This window comes from Thermococcus paralvinellae (assembly GCF_000517445.1).
Lineage (GTDB): Archaea > Methanobacteriota_B > Thermococci > Thermococcales > Thermococcaceae > Thermococcus_B > Thermococcus_B paralvinellae.
The window spans coordinates 159,577-177,088 of sequence record NZ_CP006965.1 but is presented as its reverse complement, the minus strand read 5'-3'; the positions used below and the strand labels follow the sequence as shown (position 1 = coordinate 177,088).

Sequence of the window (17,512 nt, the reverse complement as noted above, 5' to 3'; positions counted from 1 at the left end):
CTATAAATTTTAGGAGCAAAACAGAAAAAGGTAGGAGATATGGAAGAGCTATTAATTCCCAAAGAAAGGTATGACTCTCTCATTTTTATTGGAATGTACCGAGATGGCACAATAGAGTTCATTAAAGTTTATGGAGAGGACAGAGAAAAAACTCTTGATATATTGAATCTTTTTCTCAACGAAAAGAATCTCCATCCGGCAGATTTCGTTCTTGTTGATGAAGGATTTGAAGATGTTAGAGACAAAAGAATAATAAGTACAAGGACAGAAGAAGAACTTTCAGCATATTTGGCTAGATTAGGACTAAAGCTACTTTCTAATGGCATATTATACTTAGAAGGAAAGGACAAAATTTATCAGATAACTGCTGTGAGTAAGGAGCTGCTAAAGAAAATTAAAAGACAAAAAGACAATCAAGAAAAACCTGAAGCTACAGAAATTGAGCCTCATATTGATGTAAAATCCATAACAGATGAGGTTCCCGAAGAATTCATAGACTCAATAATGCTTTTAGAGCTCAGAGAGGATGCAATAATAATCAACGAAGCGGAGGTTGATTTGGCTAATATACTCAAGAAATGTATCAAAGGGAGAGTAAAAATACCACGATACCTAGAGGTTCATGATAACATAATACAAATTTTTGACGAGGAAATTCATGAAAAAATAACTTCCCAGGTAGAATGGGTCTTAGTAAAGACTCCTGTAATTTGTTGGGACTATTATGTTGATAGTACAGAAGAGTTTGAATTCAAAAAAGTCGAGGATAAAGTTTACTCTGCGCCCCTCTTTTTGAAAGCTTACCATGGCTATTTAATTCTTTCAGAACCGCCTGTTGAACTTGTTAAAAAGCTCAAAAGAATAAAGCATAGAGGATACGTAAAGTTTCCGATAGGAGTTAAACAATATAAAATACCTGTCAATTTTACCCTCATTGTTGAAACCAAAGAAGCTGATAAATACAAAGGCTTGGAATTCCCAGTGAGAATTAAGTTCCCTATCTTTGATGAAGAAATGCTAAAAAAGTTTTTCCTAAAAGAATTTGGCATTGAATGTTCAACTTCAATCCTTAAACAACTTTCCGGAGAATATAGAACTATGAAAGCTCTTAAGAACCTAAAAAGGCTTGTTGAAAAGCTTAAGCTTAGAAATCCAGAGCGAGAAACATCAGAGCTTTTAAAGACAGCATTGGTAATAATGATTGGTGAAGATCATGAAAGTTATTGATGGGAGTTATGGAGAAGGCGGAGGTCAAATTTTAAGGACAGCAGTAGCTTTATCAGCAATCACAGGAGAGCCAATCAAAATCATCAACATAAGGGCAAACAGACCTAATCCCGGCTTAAGACCTCAACATCTGCATGGAATTTTAGCACTAAAAGAACTCTGCAACGCCAGAGTTAGAGGAGCTGAAGTGGGCTCAAAAGTTTTGGAGTTCTATCCTGGCAAAATTCAGCCAAAGCACATTAAAGTCCCAATAAAAACTGCCGGAAGCATAACACTCGTTCTACAAGCCCTATTACCTGCAATGGCTTTTGCTGACAAAGAGGTAACCTTTGAGATAACCGGAGGAACAGATGTCCCTTGGTCACCACCGGTTGATTACCTCAAAAATGTTACGCTCTTCGCCCTCGAAAAAATGGGGCTTAAAGCGGAGATTGAAATAAAAAGGAGAGGTCACTATCCCAGAGGTGGAGGGATTGTTGTTGGAAAAGTTGAACCTTGGGAAGAGAAAAGAGAGCTCAGAGCTACAAGATTTACAAAAATTGAGAGTTTTGAGGGAATAAGCCACGCAGTAAAGCTACCATCTCACGTTGCAATAAGGCAGGCAAAAGCTGCAAAGCAAGTGATTGAGAACGCTTATCCCAATATACCTATTAATATTATAGAGGAGTACTACGAACGAGATAAAGACCCCCACTTAGGTCCAGGAAGTGGAATTGTTGTATGGGCAAACACTGATGTTTTACGTCTAGGTGGGGACGCACTTGGAAAGAGAGGGAAGCCTGCAGAGGTAGTGGGTGAAGAAGCAGCAAAAGAGCTTTTAGACCAGCTCAAGCCAATGCATGCCGTGGATAAGTTCCTTGGAGATCAGCTCATCCCATTCTTGGCTTTTGCCGGTGGTGAGATATGGGTGAGCGAGATTACAAAGCATTTGGTCACGAATGTCTGGGTTGTCGAGCAGTTCTTTGGAAAAGTGTTTGAAGTTGAAGGAGAAGTAGGAAAGCCAGGAAGAGTCAGGGTCGTGAAAAAAGTTTAGAGCCATTCTATCTCTATTTTACCTTCAACGCTTTTAAACTCATTATCTCCAGTAATGAGCTTTGCATTTAGGTCTATTGCAGTTGCTACGGCAAAGGCATCAGCATAGCTGAGTTTGTGGAATGCCTTTATCCTCCCAGCTATTAGGGAAATTCTTCCATCAGCATGTACAATTTTTATAGGTTCCCTTTTAAGCAATGCAATTACTAAGTCCGCAACCTCAATTCCTTTTCTTCGTGCTATGATGTAATAAACCTCACCTAAATTAACTGCATTCATGTAAAGTTCAATTTTTCCTTGTTTTGCCTGCATTAAATAACGCTCAACAGTCTCAGCTCCATTTTCATCTGCAATGTATGCGAGAACAGCATAGCTATCGAGAACGATTTTCATTTCTTTGCCTCCAGCTTTTCTTCCTCTTCTCTAACTTCTTTGAGAATTTCTGTCACCGGTTTGTCAAACTTCACAAGTCCTCTGAGCTTTATGTCCTTTTTAATAGGTACTATAATCAGTTCATTCCCTAGGTCTAATATCTCCACTTCATCCCCTGCTTTTATCCCAAACTTTTCTCGAATTGATTTTGGTAAAACAATTTGACCTTTTGAGGAAACTTTTACAGTAACCATCCTACTTTCACCATAAATGTTTTACCAATGTAGGTTAATAAGGTTTTTGTGATCTATAATATCAAATAGTACCAAAGCTCATTTTTCCTTCTCTATGTATAACTTGATATTAATCCACTAAGACAGAAAAAGCGATAAGGAATTAACTACTCTTCCATCTCCACTCCATACACTTTTTTTGGATTCTCAACATGGATTTTGTAAACATCTTCTTCAGTGAAGATTCCCTGCTGGAGGAAAGCCTTCGTTCTTTTTGGCACGGTCTTTGGCCCTAACACGGCTCCAGGCCTTCTTTTATCATCAATATAATCAGTCTCCATGAAAAACCTATTGCCCTGCATTATAGCCTCCATCATAGCCTTTTTGCTCGCCAAAATTGAGGGAAAAACTCCAACTTCCTCTGCAATTTTCACAAGAGGTGGGGAATAGTGCTTGACAACTTTATACGGCTTTATTCCAACTTCCCTAACTATTTTTCCAAGCTCCCTGAACTTCTCTTCTGTGAAGCTCTCTGTATGCAATTGAACAGCACAATCAGCTTCTTTAGCAAGAGCCATCCCATACTTCATCAGCTCAATGCTCGCATCCCAAATCTCCTCGCTAACCTCAAAATGGGGTCTGCCGATTTCTCCGATGGCTATTGCTTTACCCTCAAGACACAGCTTTTGGGCATATTCCAGAGCTTTCATGACCTCATCCTTAGCATATTCCAAGCCCTTCTTTTCAGCTAAATATACGAACTCAGCTGGATGAACTCCGACAACAGCAAAAGCCCTCACTGGAGTATCTTTGTTTATTTTCTCAACGAGTTTTATATGGAAGTCTATAGCTTTCATGAAGTCCTCTGCTTTCATCCCAGCAAAGCCGTAATCGTGAGCTGTTTTGTAGACCACATTGAGATGTGTTCCACCTGCTCTGTGAAACTGCTTAACAGCCTCAAGGAAGAGCCCTTTATAAGGGTCAACGTGAAAGTGATTATCAAAGATTATCATCCTCCACCACCAAAAAGAGCTAAGCTTATGAACTTTTAAGCCTTAAGTTAGGACTGGTAAACTTCAAGAACCTCTCCTTTTTCGACTCTCATCTTATTCTCGAGAATTAGCGCCACACTATCTCCAGAAACTGTAAAGTCAACTCTTCTATGCTCTTTTTCAATCGCCATTACTACTCCAACGTCTTTTCCCTTGACCTTGTATCCCGGATATATAATACCCTCAAGAACTTCTCCGCTTAAAACCTGCCTTCCTAAAATTTGGAAAACCTGGAGAACCCTAAACTTGCCAACTGGCTTTCTTGAGACTATTTCAATTTTCTCAATGTCTCTTTCTGATTTTTTGAATAGTTTTCTAAAAAGTCCCATTTTCATCCCAATATTGAAGTACATCTTCAAGCTCTACTATGAAGGATTTCCCAACCAAGTCAAGAGACGAGCACTTGCCAATTCTTATAACGGCTTTTCTTGGATAAGGTTCTGCATATACAACTGTACTCGCAGTTCGCTCAAAGAATGGGAGTGGATTTATAGGGGCCATTTCCGCTATATTTTTGTTGATCATATATATTGCTATGCGACTCTTTTTACCTAAGAAAGATATCAGCTCAGATACTACTCCAAGGACATCAGTTGGTTTTGTAGATAGATAAAAGAGGTTTTCAATGCCCAATACAATGTTTAGAATGTTTGTTTTTTTCTTGTACAACTCTTTAACTGCTAGACGGTACTTTTCTCTGTAAGCCCCTTCAAGAGGTATATGTTTGTAGACATTTCCAACTTTATTTGTGCCCCCAACTTTCACCACAACAACATCATCAAAAAAGTTCGTATCAATCCCTGTAAACTCCAAATGCTGCTTGACAACATAAAGCGAGTCAAGAATATCATCCACAATAATCGGTATGCCTTTTCTGGAGGCATATTCAACGAAAAACAAAAACGAAAACTCAGGAATCAAGGATTCCTCATAGATAACCAATACAGTCTCCCCTATTTTTAGCGAGTCCATAATTCGACTTATACTCTTTATACTTCCAGTCACTCTTTTCATTGCTCTCACTAATTTATATTGAAGCATTTGGTGTTTTATAATAATTTTGATTTTCTGAGGGAAGAAAAGGAAAAGAGACTAAAGCCTAACAAGATGCACAGAGCATGAAATACATGGATCAAATGCCCTAACAGTCTCTTCTAATTTATGTACCAACGAGTTCTCATCTAAAGTGCCGTAGTTTTTCTTTGTTTCCTCATAGAGGCTTAGCTCCATTAAAGCGTGGTTTAGAGCTGTCGGAGTTATTATGTTCGAGTAGGTTATGTTTCCCTTTTCATCAATCTTATAATGGTGAATTAAAACTCCTCTCGGAGCCTCAACATAGCCTATTCCCTCTCCTTCTTTAGGCTCAATTGGAACGTTCTCCCCCTTAATCCCTTTATCTAAAAGCGTACTTACAATTTCTTTTGCCCTCTCAACTGCATACACAAGCTCAATTGCCTGTGCCAAGTTGTTTAAGCTGACATAGCATTGAGAAAGCTTTTCTTTATGTTGCTCGAATAACTCCTTCGCTATTGGTGTTAGCTTATCGGCTTTGAGCATTAATCGAGACAGTGCACCAACCATAAAGATTTCTCCCTTGTATTTGCTCTGCTTCGCAAAACTGTATGGTAGAGCTTTCTCTTCGATATGCTCAAGATAATCAAACCTCTCCCCATCAGATGCAATTAGCTTTTCTCCATAGAGATATTCATCCGTAGCAATGTGATACCTTGGCACAGCTCCAAAAACATCTTGAGTTGCAAAAATGTTGACAGCCTTCTTTGCCATCCTCAAGAGCTCATCACAATTTCTCTCGATTTTTTCAAGCTCTTCTACTGTTGGAAATCTTCCAAATCCACCGGGTTTTATGTTAATACCGTGAATCTCTCTTCCCCCAACTATCTCCCTAATGTAGTTTCCAAAGCTTTTGAGAGTTAGCCCTTCTTTTACGAGTTTACCATGCTTACTCATCATCCTAATGGCATCAGGATAGCCAAACAAATCTGGAGCCACTAAGAGGTATAAGTGTAGTGCATGACTTTCAAGGACTTCGCCAATTAAGCCTAGTTCTCTCAAAAGTTGAATTTCCTCAGGAACTTCAACTCCAAAAGCTTTCTCAATTCCAAGAACTGAGGCAAATGAATGCGCTAAATAACAGATTGCACAGATTCTTGCCTCTAAATCTGGAACATCCCAATAATACCTGCCGAGTGTTAGCAATTCAAAGAACCTTGGCCCTTCAACTATCTTTACTCTAACTTCTTTAACTTCCCCGTTTTCGATGACAATCTCTGCTTTACCGTTTCCTTCAACTCTTGTGAACTCACCGACTTCAAGAATTACCATCTCAGCTCACCCCTTGCAAATGTCTTGAACTTCTTTCGTATGTATTCCTCATCATATCCCAACTCCCTGAGAATCTCAAATTCACTTGTTGGATTCGCTTCTTTCGGCAGAGGACCTCTGCATCCAATGCATCCCAGTCCCGATCTAATGCACACTGCATTACATCCACCAAGGGTTATCGGACCCAAACAAGGCACTCCTTTTTTCACAAGGACACATTCATATTCATTGAGCTTGCATTCAATACAGACTGGGTAATCCTTCTTCACTGGCTCAATGCCCTTTGCCAAGTCAATGAGGAGTTGGTAAAGCTCCATCTTATCATATGGACAGCCGGGCAAAGCGAAGTCAACAGCTATGTATTCAATCACAGGTTTTGAATCCAAAGCCTTCATTGGATTAGCCCTCGTTCCGTAAACTTTCTCAAGCTTATCCCTAATCTTCCCTTCAACAGCCCCCTGAACAGAACCGTGAGTTGCACACGTCCCCAAAGCAATTAGGTAGTTGGAGTAATTTCTTGCATGCTTCAACACTTCTAAATCTCTTTGAGAGGATACCGTTCCAGTAACAATGGCTACATCGAGGTGATCATGCTCCTTAAAGCTTGAGGCCATGTGAAATTCTTTTATCTCATAAAACTCGAGTAAATCAAAGAGCTTGTCATAGAGGAAGAGTATGTTAAGTGCACAGCCTCCACAGTCTGTCAACTCAAAAACTCCCAGCTTGAGCATTTAAATCAACCCCCTTGTAGAAAGAGCTTCCCAATAAGTGAAGACCGGCCCATCTTTGCAAATATACTTTATTGATGTGCTCGTTCCTACAATACAGTGGCCGCACTTGCCTATTCCACACCTCATTCTTCTCTCCAATGTCATGTAAATCCTGCCCGGAGTAAGTTTTCTGTCCAAGAGCTCCTTTATCACGAATTTATACATCACTGGAGGCCCACAGATTAAAGCATACGTATTTTCTACGTCTAACTCTTCCCCTCTAAATAAATCAGTTACAACACCTTTACAGACCTTGGGAGCAAAGCCTTTTTCCAGATAAATGCATGATGGACTTTCAACTTCATAAGCAAGCTTCACTCTGCAATTCATGGCCTCTCCATGCTTCAAGAGGTGGATAATTTCATCTCTAAACAGAATGTCTTCATAGCTTTTGGTTCCATAGAACAAATATATCTGCTTGTATTTCCCGCTATCCAGTGCATACCAGAGGACACTCCTCAATGGCGCCATTCCTAGGCCACCAGCAACTAAGAGAAGGTTTGAATCTTCCATTTCTTCCATTGGAAATCCATTGCCATAGGGGCCACGAATGCCGATAATGTCCCCTTCCTTAAGTTTATGCATGTATTTCGTCATCCTTCCAACCCTTCTGACACATAGCTGGAAGTATCCAGTTCTGGTTGGAGAAGAGCACAGGCTTATTGGGAACTCTCCAAAGCCCCGAATATCAACTATGACAAACTGACCAGGCTTGTATGTAAATTCCTTGTTAATTTCTGGATCAACGAATCTCAGTGTGAAGAGCTTCTCTCTTGGGGTGAGCTCCTTAATTTCTAAAATCCTCGCGTCATAAGTTTGAAATGGGTTCATTTCAATTCCTCCCTAACTTCATCAAGAACTTTCACATGCTCTATCTTCGCTGGACAGAACTCATCACATCTTCCACAGCCCACACAGTTGAAGCCCGCAGAAGGATCGAAATAACTTTTACAGTAGTATCGGTGCCTAAACCTGTCCAAACGCGTTGGTCTGAAATTGTGTCCCCCTGCAACGAGCCCATGAGTCTCCATGAAGCATGAGTCATATCTTCTGACTCTCACAGACTCGTAAGCATTTATCCAGTAGTCACAGACCTCATAGCATCTGCATGTTGGACATACCATGTTGCAGTTTCCACAGCCAAGACAAATGCGCTCATATTTTTTCCACACTGGACTATCAAATGCTAAATCCAACATATCGGCTAGTCCTTCTTTATTCAAATGCTTCTTGAATGAGGCAGAGCGCTTATCTTCGAACTCTTTGAAGTGCTTCAAGTCCTCTTCCGTAACTTCCTCAAAAAGGCTTTCATTAGCCCAGGCTATTTCATGCCCTTTTACACTTCCGACCCTGACAAGCCAGCCATCCGGAAGCTCATGCAAAAACAGGTCAAATCCATGCATTGCAAAGTGCGTTCCTAGGCTCTTACAGAAGCAATACTCATCTGGCATACAGCTAATCCCAATAATAACTGCATTTTCTCTTCTATTTTTGTAATAAGGATCAATGGGCTCAGCTAGATATACTTTATCAAGAATTTGAAGTCCATGAATGTCACATGAATGAACCCCAAAGAGGACTATCTTTTCAACTTCCTTGCTTTCTTCCCATCTACCGTTTTTTAGCTTCAAAAGGGTGTCTTTTGGATGGACAAAGAACTTTTTTGGAGGAAGCATAGTGCGTGTGTAATTTAATGAAACTTCTCCTAAAGTATTAACTTGCTTAAAAGAGTAAATGTTTCCCTGTTTTACTGGAGCATAAACTGTTCCCCAGCTTTTTAGAGAATTGAAAAATTCTTCAAAATTCTCAGATGGGAGTTTTACATATCTCAAGATAATCACCTTTGAAATTATTTTTTCCGTTTATATTTGTCAAATTTCAGATTTAAGGATTTTTGCAACAGTTAGTTATCAACTAATAGTGAAAAGAATTTTATATCAGCAAAACAAATTTAGTGTTTGGTGAGCTTAAATGTTTGAAATTTTGCATAAAGAAAAATTAGCTCCCGGAATAAATCTCTTTGAAATCAAGGCTGAAAAAATCGCAAAAAAGGCTAAACCAGGACAATTTGTGATTCTCAGACTCCACGAAAAAGGTGAGAGAATTCCTTTAACCATAGCGGACACAAATCCTGAGAAAGGAACAGTTACAATAGTTGCCCAAGAAGTCGGAAAAACAACATATGAACTGGGAACTTATGAAGTAGGAGATTATATTCTCGATTTTCTTGGTCCTTTAGGAAAGCCAAGTCACATTGATAAGTTCGGAACAGTTGTAATGATAGGCGGTGGAGTTGGCGTTGCAGAGATTTACCCAGTTGCAAAAGCAATGAAAGAAGCTGGCAACTATGTGATCTCAATTCTTGGATTTAGAACAAAAGAGCTTGTGTTCTGGGAGGATAAGCTAAAACAAGTTAGTGATGAAGTCATAGTAACCACAAACGATGGAAGTTATGGAATGAAAGGATTTACTACTCACGCGCTTCAAAAGCTCATAGATGAAGGAAAAAAGATTGACCTAGTTCATGCAGTTGGGCCAACGATAATGATGAAGTTTATTGCAGAGCTCACAAAGCCATATGACATAAAGACAGTTGCCAGCTTGAATCCAATTATGGTTGATGGTACTGGAATGTGCGGCGCTTGTAGGGTTACAGTAGGGGGAGAAATAAAGTTCGCATGTGTTGATGGCCCAGAGTTCGATGCACACCAAGTGAACTGGGATGAACTGATGAAGCGTTTAGACTATTACAAGGATTTAGAGAAGATTTCTTTTGAGAAGTGGAAGCGCGAGAGGGGGATGGTTTAAATGCCAAAGAGAAAGCTCATTAAAGAGAGGATTCCCACTCCAGAGAGACCGTCAGAAGAGAGGAACAAAGACTTCTTTGAAGTTAATCTTGGTTATGACTTTGAACTTGCAAAGAAAGAGGCTGAACGCTGTTTACAATGCCCTGAAACTTACGCTCCCTGTATCAAAGGCTGCCCTGTGAACATCAACATTCCAGCTTTCATAGCTAAAATTAAAGAAGAAGATATTAAGGGAGCCTTGGAAGTTATTTGGGCTTGTAATTCTTTGCCTGCTATTACTGGTAGGGTTTGTCCACAAGAAGATCAATGTGAAGGAGTCTGCGTAATGGGCAAAGTAGGAGACCCAATAAACATAGGAAAACTAGAAAGATTCGTAGCAGACTACGCAAGACAACACGAAATAGATGTAGAACTACTAGAAGAACAAATAAAAGGAATAAAGAAGAACGGAAAGAAAATCGCAGTCATCGGAGCAGGACCGGCTGGTTTAACTTGTGCTGCAGAACTTGCAAAAATGGGTTATGAAGTGACAATCTTCGAAGCCCTCCACAAACCGGGAGGAGTCCTAATATATGGAATCCCAGAGTTCAGACTACCAAAAGAAATCGTGAAAAAAGAGCTTGAGAATCTCAAAAAGCTTGGAGTAAAAATCGAGACAAACACATTAGTAGGGAAAACAGTTACATTTGATGAGCTGAGGGAAGAGTATAATGCCGTGTTTATTGGCACTGGTGCAGGAACGCCAAGATTCGTCAAATGGGAGGGTATAAACCTGAATGGAATTTACTCAGCTAACGAATTCCTTACAAGAATCAACCTCATGAAGGCTTATGAATTCCCCGAATATGACACTCCAATAAAAGTTGGAAAGAAAGTCGCTGTTATTGGTGGCGGAAACACAGCAATGGACGCAGCTCGTTCTGCATTAAGACTTGGCGCTGAAGTCTGGATTCTCTACAGAAGAACAAGAAAAGAGATGACTGCTCGTATAGAGGAAATTCACCATGCTGAAGAAGAAGGAGTAAACTTCATGTTTCTTGTCTCACCCAAGCGCTTTATAGGAGATGAGCACGGTAATTTAAAGGCAATAGAGCTTGAAAAGATGAAGCTTGGAGAACCAGATGAGAGCGGAAGAAGGAGACCAATTCCAACTGGGGAAACGTTCATCATGGAGTTTGATACTGCAGTAATTGCCATCGGGCAGACTCCAAATAAAACATTCTTCCAGACAGTTCCAGATTTAAAAGTTGACAGTAAGGGAAGGATAATAGTTGATGAGAATTTGATGACTTCGATTCCTGGGGTTTTTGCTGGTGGGGATGCAATAAGAGGAGAAGCAACCGTAATCCTAGCAATGGGAGACGGAAGAAAAGCCGCAAGAGCAATACATGAATATTTAAGCAAGGAAGCTTAGCTTTAAATTTTCCTTATTTCTAATAATTTTGGTGAACGATATGGAGTTCTTTGAAGTTGTAAGAAAAAGAAGAAGCATTAGAAAATTTCAAAATAAAGAAGTTCCAGATAAACTTATTGAGAAAATCCTCGAAGCTGCTTTTTACTCCCCAAGCTCAAGAAACAGAAGACCTTGGCACTTTGTGGTTGTTAAAGATAGAGAGTTGATAAAGAAGCTTTCTGAAACAAGACCTGCTGTAAAGTTTCTCGAAACAGCACCTTTAGCGATAGTTGTCGGTGGAGATGAGCAGATAAGCAGTGCATGGATTTACGACTGCTCTATAGCTGCTGAGCATATTCAATTGGCAGCAACCGCTTTGGGTTTAGGTGCCTGCTGGGGCCATATACATGAAAGGATGCACGATGACAATAAGACTGCTGAAGATTACGTCAGAGAGCTCTTGGGAATTCCCAAGAATATAAGGATTCTTTGCATCATTGGTATTGGGTATCCAGCTGAAGAAAAACCAGAGCACAGAAAAGATGAAATAATGTGGGAGAGGGTGCATCTAAACAGATTTGGAAACCACCTTAAATAATTGCCGGAATTCCCGGAATTCTTGGGAATGGCTGAACTTCGGCTATGTGCTTTGCCCCCACAATAAATCTAACTAATCTCTCCATACCTATACCAGCTCCTGCTGTAGGCTTGAGCAATCCTGCTTTGGCAACCTCTAGGTATGGTTTGAATGCCTCAAGGCTTATTCCGGCCTTCTTCATCTTCCTAACAATTATATCGTATTCCCACTCTCTCTCACCGCCGCTTGAGACTTCACCGTAACCCCAAGGCAGATATAAGTCATAGTTTCTGAAGTGTCCTGGTCTCTCTGGATCTTCTCTATCGTAGAATTCCCTTTCAATATCAGTAATCCAGAACGGTTCATCCATAGCTTCACTTGCTTTATCTTCATCACCAAATTCTGCTTTGATTTCCTCCAAAGTGAACCGCTTAAACGGTGGCTTAGCCTTTGGAACTTCTCTGCCCAGTTCTTCAAGAATCTCCCACTTTCTTGCCTCTTTGAAAAGCCCAGAAATTGCCTCTTCGATTAAGCTCATGACGTCATCCATGGTTGCATAAGCTATTTCAAAGTCAAGCTGGGTAAACTCATATGCGTGCTTTCCATCATCAGCTTCTCTCCCTTCGAGTCTTATGTTTGGAGAAAGTATGAATAGCTTGTCTATCCCCATAGCCACAGCCAATTGCTTATGCAGAATCATGCTGTGCATTAATCTAAGCTTTCCACCATACGCTTCTATCTCTGGAGGCTTTAGGGCTCTAGTTGCCGCTGGATCTGGCCAGAGAGGGTCAGTTATTGAGCTAAGCATCACTGGAAGCAACCACTTGAACCCTTTATCTACGAAAAATCCTGTCATATATTCAATAACCTTAGTTTGAACCTCTACAGCTGGCGCAATATCTCTTTTAACTAATTGAACAGCGTTCATATTTATCACCTATTTTTTGACACTACTTTTATGGTTTATGTCTTTTATGCAAAAAACTTTGAAATTTGGACAAATTTTGGCATTTATATATGAGAATTTTTGAATAATTGACAAAGAATTAGATAGAAATTGATATTTTAAAAGAGACTTTCAAAAAGTATTTGCATCCCCAGAGGCCTTCTCTAACGTTGGTGTACCAATACAGTTATAATTATCTGTTTCCACAGTATTCTACGGTGGCAAAAATGGGAGTTTACATCTTCACTCCGGAGGATTTGCTCAGATATGGAAACATAACTAAAGAACAGCTTGAGACTATTAAAGATGCCCTTCTGAGAAAAAGCGACATTTTAGTTGTCGGGGCAAGCAGAACAGGTAAAACAAAGCTAATTGAGGCTATAGTTCATCTAATTCCTGATGACTGGAAAATAGCAGTTGTAACAGCTTACAATGAATTTAAGCCTTTCAAAGAAAATATCGAAGTTATAAACACTGAATTCAATAAAAAGAGCGTTAGAACAAGGACAAATGAAGTAATTGAGGAAATCAAAAAGCTCAATCCCGACTATGTTGTTATAGACACTCTCCACACAATTAACGTGCCTCTGATTCTGAAAGAACTCGTAGATGATTATGCATTCATAATTTCATCACTCATACTTTCAAGGGACATCGTGAGTGAAGTTAAACACTGGCTTAAGATAGACGATGAGACCTTAAAGAGGTTCGAGCTGATAATTGAGCTCTATCGTGACATAAGAACTGGGATTAGAAAGGTTAATGCAATTTATAGAGTAGTTGAAGAAGGAGGAAAAATAAAGCTGGAGAAGGTATGCTAAGCTTTCTTCTTCAGGTCTTCTATAACTTCTTTTAAGTTTTGGAGCATCTCCTCAATGTCTTCAAATGTCATGTATCCCATATGGCCAATCCTAAATGTCTTTTCTTTAATTCCTTCACCATAACCCTTTGCTAACTCAAAGCCCCTTTCACGCATTGCATTGTAAACATCTTCACCCTTTATTCCTTCTGGAGTTAAGACAGCAGTTATTGTTGGACTTTCATAACCAGGTTCAGCCAAAACTTCTAAGCCAATTTCTCTAACACCATTCCTAACCATTTCAGCCCTCTTTTGATACATCTTGAGCCACTCTTCTTTACCCCCCATTTTCTCAATAATCCTCAAGACAACATTTAACCCTAAAACTTGAGGAACTGGTGGCGTTGAGGGTGTTCCTTGTTTCTTATCCTGATACTTAATGTACTTTGGGACATCAAAGTACCAGCCTTTCTCCTCGGCCTTATTGGCTATCTCTATGAACTCCTCGCTAAATGCTCCAATTGCTAATCCCGGCGGAACACCAAAGGCTTTCTGAGAACTTCCAAAGACTACATCAATTCCCCACTTGGTGACCTTTATGTCAGCTCCACCCATAGCTGAAACAGCATCAACGAAAACTAACTTGTCGTGCTCCTTAGCAACTTTGGCCAGCTCAGGGAGAGGATTGAGAACACCTGTTGAAGTCTCGTTATAGGTAATTGTCACAGCTTCAACATCCGGGTTTTTCTTTAACGCTTCATCCAAGTCCTCTGGCTTTACAGCCTTTCCGGGCTCATACTCAAGGACAACAGCATTTCTCCCGTTTGACTCAACAACTTCTTTGTATCTCTTTCCAAATGCACCAATGATTGTGACAAGAACTTTTCCACCCTTAGAAACACCATTCCTTATGCTTGCCTCCATAATTCCAGTCCCAGAGCTTGGAAAGAGCAAAACTTCACCCTTTTCAACCTCAAGGAACTTCTTCAATCTTTCAACAGTGTCCATGTGAACTATCTTGTACTCCTTTGCTCTATGACTAAACATCTGAACTTTCATTATCTCGAGAACCTCTGGAAAACATGCAACTGGTCCAGCTGTGAAGAGCTTGTATTTCGGCTTAACAATCTCATAAACTTCCTTGTAAGCGTCCTCAAACTGCATCTGCATGAACCCCACCTCACTCAATAGTGTGGGAAGATTGTATAAAAAGGTATTCTTGGATGTGTTTATATTCTCATCATAACGCAAAGAGATAAGTTTTAATATTCTTCCAAATCAGATTAGTTGAGAAACAATGAGAAGGCAATATCTTGGAATAGCCCTGCTCATTGCATCAGCTTTTACGGGGACCTTAGCGTTTAGGTTAGCAACTCCTGCCGTCGCATTTTACACCAGAGATATCCTCAAAGCCTCAATGGCGTACCTTTCCATAATCTCTGCCTCTTTCATTTTAGCACGCTCATTTTCAGCTCTCTTCAGTGGATTGCTCCTAGAAAAGAGGAAAAGCTTAGTCTATCTTGGAGCTCTGGCAATGGTTGGCAATGCCTTAGCTGTTAATTTGTATCCCTTTACCTCCTCATGGCTCCATGTCATGGGAATTAAGCTCATGAACGGCTTTCTAAACGGCCTTGCGTGGCCAATTGCCCAATTTGTAATTGCTGTTTCCTCTCCAAAAGAAATTAGGAGCAGAGTAACAGCTTTGTATTTTATCTTTGGAAACTTTGCTGGACTTTTGGGCAACTACACTTACGCTCTAACTCAAGGCTTTGGATTAAAAGGACAGATGTATTTTGCATCATTTTTCTTTTTCCTAACAGCCCTCTGCATGTTGATCTCCTACTGGCTCCTCTATGAGAAGATAGTTCCTAAAAAGGAAAAAGAGGGAAAAGAAGACAAAGCTCCAATAAATCCAAAGAAAATTCTAATGTTGTCAGCTTTAATTTCACTCCTCTCAGCGTTCACCTTTGGTGAGATAACCTATATTTATGTTGCTGAAACTTTGAACTTGGATAAAGGAACTGCAGCAACGCTGATTGGACTCATTGGCTTCATAGCGACACTTTTAGCATATATTCCCTCAAGATTTGCCGATTTAGGTAATGAAAGAAAAGTTATCATAACAATATCAGTTTTAGCTGGAATTTCACCACTTTTAGCAGCAGTCAAAAATCCAATTACTGTATCCTTAGGTATTTTAATGGCAATATTTGCCGCTCAGACCTTCAGGCCAATTTCAAGGAGCATATTAGCATCAGCGAGGAGAGCTTCAGCAGCTATTGGTGGAATAAACGCTGTCAGGAATTTATCAACAACCACTGGGCAATTAGTTTTTGGATTTGCCTACTCTCTGGGCGAAGTTGTAATATTGGGGATTGTTTTAAAAGCTGCACTGCTGATATTTGCCCCAGCATCGCTTCTGCTCTTTGGGATTGCGATAAAAATAAATGACAAGAAGTAGTAACTCCTCAGATTGCAAAAAATTTATATAGATTGAAAATCTTGAGAACTCTGCATTCCAAAACTTTTATAAGCTGAGTGGGTTTCCTAAGTTTAGATTACGCTCATTATGGAGGTGAGTTGAATGGCATTAAGGCCAGCAAAGATTGATAGAGATGTTGATAAGCCCGCTTACACAAGGAGAGAGTACATAAGAGGTGCTCCCGGTCCAAAGATCACAATCTTTGACATGGGAAACCCGGCTGGAGATTTTGAGTTTGAGGTCAGCCTTCACGCAGAGCAGCCCATGCAGATAAGACAAAACGCCCTTGAAGCAGTCAGAATTCAGCTCAACAGATACCTCCAGAAAAACGTTGGTAGGAGCAACTACCACTTTAAGATTAGGGTTTACCCATTCCAAGTCCTCAGAGAGAACCCGATGGCTACAGGAAGAAAGGCAGACCGTTACGGAAACGGTATGAGAAGACCATTCGGAAAGCCCATTGGACTTGCTGCAAGGGTTAAAAAAGACCAGAAAATCCTCACTGTTTGGGTCAACAGACAACACCTCAAGTTCGCCCTTGAGGCAATGAGAAGAGCCAACATGAAGTTTCCATACAGATGCTACTATAGAATTTACGACAAGCAAGGAAACGATATCACAACAAAGATCCTCTCAACTATGTGATGCTTTTTTCTATCTTTTGTTTAACCTCATTGTAATATCTCAACCCTAAAATTTATTATGATCGGGCTTTCTAAGTTTATTTTGTGTTAAAAATGAAGCTTACGAGAAAAGTCATTGTATTCTTAATTGTCATAACTGCTGTAGTAGGATGCATAGGGGAAAATAACTCTAAGAGTCCTCCTCTAACATCCCAATCTTCTCAAACTTTCTCAGTTTCAGTTTCTCGTAATGAAACATACAAGACAGCTTACTTTACTGTCTTTCTATACTACCCGGGCGAAGTGAAGTACACAAGTTACGAACTCAAAAATACTGGTATACTTTTTAAATTTGAGCAACTTTCAGGGAGCAATTCTCTAAAGCTCACCAAAATAAGGCAGCTTGTTAAATTCCCAAATGGATATGAGGACAAAGTTCAGGTTGTTGTGATTTCCAATGGAACCATTAAGTATTGCAATGTAGTGAGAGGTCTCGGACAGCCAACAGTACCGCCACGATACATCTATCACGCTTCTCCCCTTAACATTGAAACCATAGCAATAATTCTTCCACCCGAGAACTCAACTGTGCAGGAAATAAACTTTGACAATGGAACTTTAATCATAAATTGCTTGAAAAATAAAGGCACACATGGAAAGATAGTGTCCTCTGAAATAATAAAAGAACATCGCAAAGAAATTTTTAAAGATAGAATCACTTTCCATGTGAATTATGGCAACAAAACGGTTAAAATTAAAGGATGTGCCATCTACAATGGTGAAAAAGCGCCGCCACTGATTATGCCATGTCGTGGTGACTCAGGAAATACAAAGTAAAGAAAATGAAGCGGAAACC

20 protein-coding genes are annotated in these 17,512 nt (G+C 39.9%); 9 read left to right on the top strand and 11 right to left on the bottom strand.

Features of this window, described 5'->3' with window-relative positions:
- Positions 1-39: 39 nt before the first annotated feature.
- A complete protein-coding gene (locus TES1_RS00890; RefSeq protein WP_042679378.1) occupies positions 40-1,227 on the top strand; it encodes a hypothetical protein in 1,188 nt (395 codons plus the stop codon).
- Positions 1,214-2,260, top strand: coding sequence for an RNA 3'-terminal phosphate cyclase (rtcA, locus tag TES1_RS00885; protein WP_042679375.1), 1,047 nt, complete (start codon positions 1,214-1,216; stop codon positions 2,258-2,260). The genes TES1_RS00890 and rtcA overlap by 14 nt, the downstream gene beginning before the upstream one ends.
- Here rtcA and TES1_RS00880 read toward each other — a convergent pair.
- The 9 genes from TES1_RS00880 to shyB all read right to left on the bottom strand — a co-directional run bounded on the left by TES1_RS00880 (position 2,257) and on the right by shyB (position 8,861).
- Positions 2,257-2,652: a type II toxin-antitoxin system VapC family toxin gene (locus TES1_RS00880; protein ID WP_042679373.1), complete on the bottom strand. Its 396-nt coding sequence runs from the start codon at positions 2,650-2,652 to the stop codon at positions 2,257-2,259. The genes rtcA and TES1_RS00880 overlap by 4 nt on opposite strands.
- Positions 2,649-2,885: an AbrB/MazE/SpoVT family DNA-binding domain-containing protein gene (locus TES1_RS00875; RefSeq protein WP_042679371.1), complete on the bottom strand. Its 237-nt coding sequence runs from the start codon at positions 2,883-2,885 to the stop codon at positions 2,649-2,651. The genes TES1_RS00880 and TES1_RS00875 overlap by 4 nt, the downstream gene beginning before the upstream one ends.
- Positions 2,886-3,031: 146 nt before the next feature.
- Entirely contained in the window at positions 3,032-3,877 is an 846-nt protein-coding gene (locus TES1_RS00870; RefSeq protein WP_042679369.1) for a TatD family hydrolase, read from the bottom strand.
- A 47-nt stretch (positions 3,878-3,924) separates the two neighbouring features.
- The gene (gene pbp11 / locus TES1_RS00865; RefSeq protein ID WP_042679367.1) at positions 3,925-4,245 is read right to left on the bottom strand and encodes a tRNA-binding protein Pbp11; all 321 of its coding nucleotides are present in this window, start codon (positions 4,243-4,245) and stop codon (positions 3,925-3,927) included.
- Positions 4,232-4,888: a DUF257 family protein gene (locus TES1_RS00860; RefSeq protein ID WP_158505945.1), complete on the bottom strand. Its 657-nt coding sequence runs from the start codon at positions 4,886-4,888 to the stop codon at positions 4,232-4,234. Before TES1_RS00860 ends, pbp11 begins: the two co-directional genes overlap by 14 nt.
- A 120-nt stretch (positions 4,889-5,008) precedes the next feature.
- Positions 5,009-6,259, bottom strand: coding sequence for an NAD(P)-dependent hydrogenase/sulfhydrogenase 2 subunit alpha (shyA, locus tag TES1_RS00855; protein WP_042679365.1), 1,251 nt, complete (start codon positions 6,257-6,259; stop codon positions 5,009-5,011).
- Positions 6,253-6,990: an NAD(P)-dependent hydrogenase/sulfhydrogenase 2 subunit delta gene (shyD, locus tag TES1_RS00850; protein WP_042679363.1), complete on the bottom strand. Its 738-nt coding sequence runs from the start codon at positions 6,988-6,990 to the stop codon at positions 6,253-6,255. Before shyD ends, shyA begins: the two co-directional genes overlap by 7 nt.
- Complete coding sequence (gene shyC, locus TES1_RS00845) at positions 6,991-7,860, bottom strand: NAD(P)-dependent hydrogenase/sulfhydrogenase 2 subunit gamma (protein WP_042679361.1); 870 nt, start codon at positions 7,858-7,860, stop codon at positions 6,991-6,993.
- The gene (gene shyB, locus TES1_RS00840; RefSeq protein WP_042679359.1) at positions 7,857-8,861 is read right to left on the bottom strand and encodes an NAD(P)-dependent hydrogenase/sulfhydrogenase 2 subunit beta; all 1,005 of its coding nucleotides are present in this window, start codon (positions 8,859-8,861) and stop codon (positions 7,857-7,859) included. The genes shyC and shyB overlap by 4 nt, the downstream gene beginning before the upstream one ends.
- Positions 8,862-9,000: 139 nt before the next feature.
- On the opposite strand from shyB, the gene TES1_RS00835 reads away from it, so the two are divergent.
- Genes TES1_RS00835 through TES1_RS00825 form a run of 3 tightly spaced genes read left to right on the top strand, consistent with a single transcriptional unit; the run spans position 9,001 to position 11,827 of the window.
- Positions 9,001-9,837, top strand: coding sequence for a sulfide/dihydroorotate dehydrogenase-like FAD/NAD-binding protein (locus tag TES1_RS00835; RefSeq protein ID WP_042679358.1), 837 nt, complete (start codon positions 9,001-9,003; stop codon positions 9,835-9,837).
- Positions 9,838-11,250: an NADPH-dependent glutamate synthase gene (gene gltA, locus TES1_RS00830; RefSeq protein WP_042679356.1), complete on the top strand. Its 1,413-nt coding sequence runs from the start codon at positions 9,838-9,840 to the stop codon at positions 11,248-11,250.
- A 40-nt stretch (positions 11,251-11,290) separates the two neighbouring features.
- Complete coding sequence (locus tag TES1_RS00825) at positions 11,291-11,827, top strand: nitroreductase family protein (protein WP_042679354.1); 537 nt, start codon at positions 11,291-11,293, stop codon at positions 11,825-11,827.
- Here TES1_RS00825 and TES1_RS00820 read toward each other — a convergent pair.
- The gene (locus tag TES1_RS00820; protein ID WP_042679352.1) at positions 11,820-12,734 is read right to left on the bottom strand and encodes an asparagine synthetase A; all 915 of its coding nucleotides are present in this window, start codon (positions 12,732-12,734) and stop codon (positions 11,820-11,822) included. The two genes, TES1_RS00825 and TES1_RS00820, sit on opposite strands and share 8 nt — an antisense overlap.
- Before the next feature lie 245 nt (positions 12,735-12,979).
- Between TES1_RS00820 and TES1_RS00815 the strand changes: the two genes are divergently transcribed.
- The gene (locus TES1_RS00815; protein WP_042679350.1) at positions 12,980-13,573 is read left to right on the top strand and encodes a P-loop NTPase family protein; all 594 of its coding nucleotides are present in this window, start codon (positions 12,980-12,982) and stop codon (positions 13,571-13,573) included.
- Here the strand turns inward: TES1_RS00815 and TES1_RS00810 are convergent.
- Positions 13,570-14,715, bottom strand: coding sequence for a pyridoxal-phosphate-dependent aminotransferase family protein (locus TES1_RS00810; protein ID WP_042682622.1), 1,146 nt, complete (start codon positions 14,713-14,715; stop codon positions 13,570-13,572). The two genes, TES1_RS00815 and TES1_RS00810, sit on opposite strands and share 4 nt — an antisense overlap.
- Positions 14,716-14,848: 133 nt before the next feature.
- Here TES1_RS00810 and TES1_RS00805 point away from each other — a divergent pair, with 133 nt between their 5' ends.
- The 3 genes from TES1_RS00805 (at position 14,849) to TES1_RS00795 (ending at position 17,493) form a co-directional block, all read left to right on the top strand.
- The gene (locus TES1_RS00805; protein WP_042679347.1) at positions 14,849-16,012 is read left to right on the top strand and encodes an MFS transporter; all 1,164 of its coding nucleotides are present in this window, start codon (positions 14,849-14,851) and stop codon (positions 16,010-16,012) included.
- Positions 16,013-16,135: 123 nt separating this feature from the next.
- Positions 16,136-16,678, top strand: a complete 543-nt coding sequence (locus tag TES1_RS00800; protein WP_042679345.1) for a 50S ribosomal protein L16 — start codon at positions 16,136-16,138, stop codon at positions 16,676-16,678.
- Between the two features lie 83 nt (positions 16,679-16,761).
- The gene (locus TES1_RS00795) at positions 16,762-17,493 is read left to right on the top strand and encodes a hypothetical protein (RefSeq protein ID WP_144080584.1); all 732 of its coding nucleotides are present in this window, start codon (positions 16,762-16,764) and stop codon (positions 17,491-17,493) included.
- The last annotated feature ends 19 nt before the right edge of the window (positions 17,494-17,512 follow it).

Excerpts from the sequence above, each read along its gene's own strand:
- TES1_RS00890 (WP_042679378.1), top strand. The coding sequence starts at position 40 with ATGGAAGAGCTATTAATTCCCAAAGAAAGGTATGACTCTCTCATTTTT.
- rtcA (WP_042679375.1), top strand. The coding sequence starts at position 1,214 with ATGAAAGTTATTGATGGGAGTTATGGAGAAGGCGGAGGTCAAATTTTA.
- TES1_RS00880 (WP_042679373.1), bottom strand. The coding sequence starts at position 2,652 with ATGAAAATCGTTCTCGATAGCTATGCTGTTCTCGCATACATTGCAGAT.
- TES1_RS00875 (WP_042679371.1), bottom strand. The coding sequence starts at position 2,885 with ATGGTTACTGTAAAAGTTTCCTCAAAAGGTCAAATTGTTTTACCAAAA.
- TES1_RS00870 (WP_042679369.1), bottom strand. The coding sequence starts at position 3,877 with ATGATAATCTTTGATAATCACTTTCACGTTGACCCTTATAAAGGGCTC.
- pbp11 (WP_042679367.1), bottom strand. The coding sequence starts at position 4,245 with ATGGGACTTTTTAGAAAACTATTCAAAAAATCAGAAAGAGACATTGAG.
- TES1_RS00860 (WP_158505945.1), bottom strand. The coding sequence starts at position 4,888 with ATGGACTCGCTAAAAATAGGGGAGACTGTATTGGTTATCTATGAGGAA.
- shyA (WP_042679365.1), bottom strand. The coding sequence starts at position 6,259 with ATGGTAATTCTTGAAGTCGGTGAGTTCACAAGAGTTGAAGGAAACGGT.
- shyD (WP_042679363.1), bottom strand. The coding sequence starts at position 6,990 with ATGCTCAAGCTGGGAGTTTTTGAGTTGACAGACTGTGGAGGCTGTGCA.
- shyC (WP_042679361.1), bottom strand. The coding sequence starts at position 7,860 with ATGAACCCATTTCAAACTTATGACGCGAGGATTTTAGAAATTAAGGAG.
- TES1_RS00835 (WP_042679358.1), top strand. The coding sequence starts at position 9,001 with ATGTTTGAAATTTTGCATAAAGAAAAATTAGCTCCCGGAATAAATCTC.
- gltA (WP_042679356.1), top strand. The coding sequence starts at position 9,838 with ATGCCAAAGAGAAAGCTCATTAAAGAGAGGATTCCCACTCCAGAGAGA.
- TES1_RS00825 (WP_042679354.1), top strand. The coding sequence starts at position 11,291 with ATGGAGTTCTTTGAAGTTGTAAGAAAAAGAAGAAGCATTAGAAAATTT.
- TES1_RS00820 (WP_042679352.1), bottom strand. The coding sequence starts at position 12,734 with ATGAACGCTGTTCAATTAGTTAAAAGAGATATTGCGCCAGCTGTAGAG.
- TES1_RS00815 (WP_042679350.1), top strand. The coding sequence starts at position 12,980 with ATGGGAGTTTACATCTTCACTCCGGAGGATTTGCTCAGATATGGAAAC.
- TES1_RS00810 (WP_042682622.1), bottom strand. The coding sequence starts at position 14,715 with ATGCAGTTTGAGGACGCTTACAAGGAAGTTTATGAGATTGTTAAGCCG.
- TES1_RS00805 (WP_042679347.1), top strand. The coding sequence starts at position 14,849 with ATGAGAAGGCAATATCTTGGAATAGCCCTGCTCATTGCATCAGCTTTT.
- TES1_RS00800 (WP_042679345.1), top strand. The coding sequence starts at position 16,136 with ATGGCATTAAGGCCAGCAAAGATTGATAGAGATGTTGATAAGCCCGCT.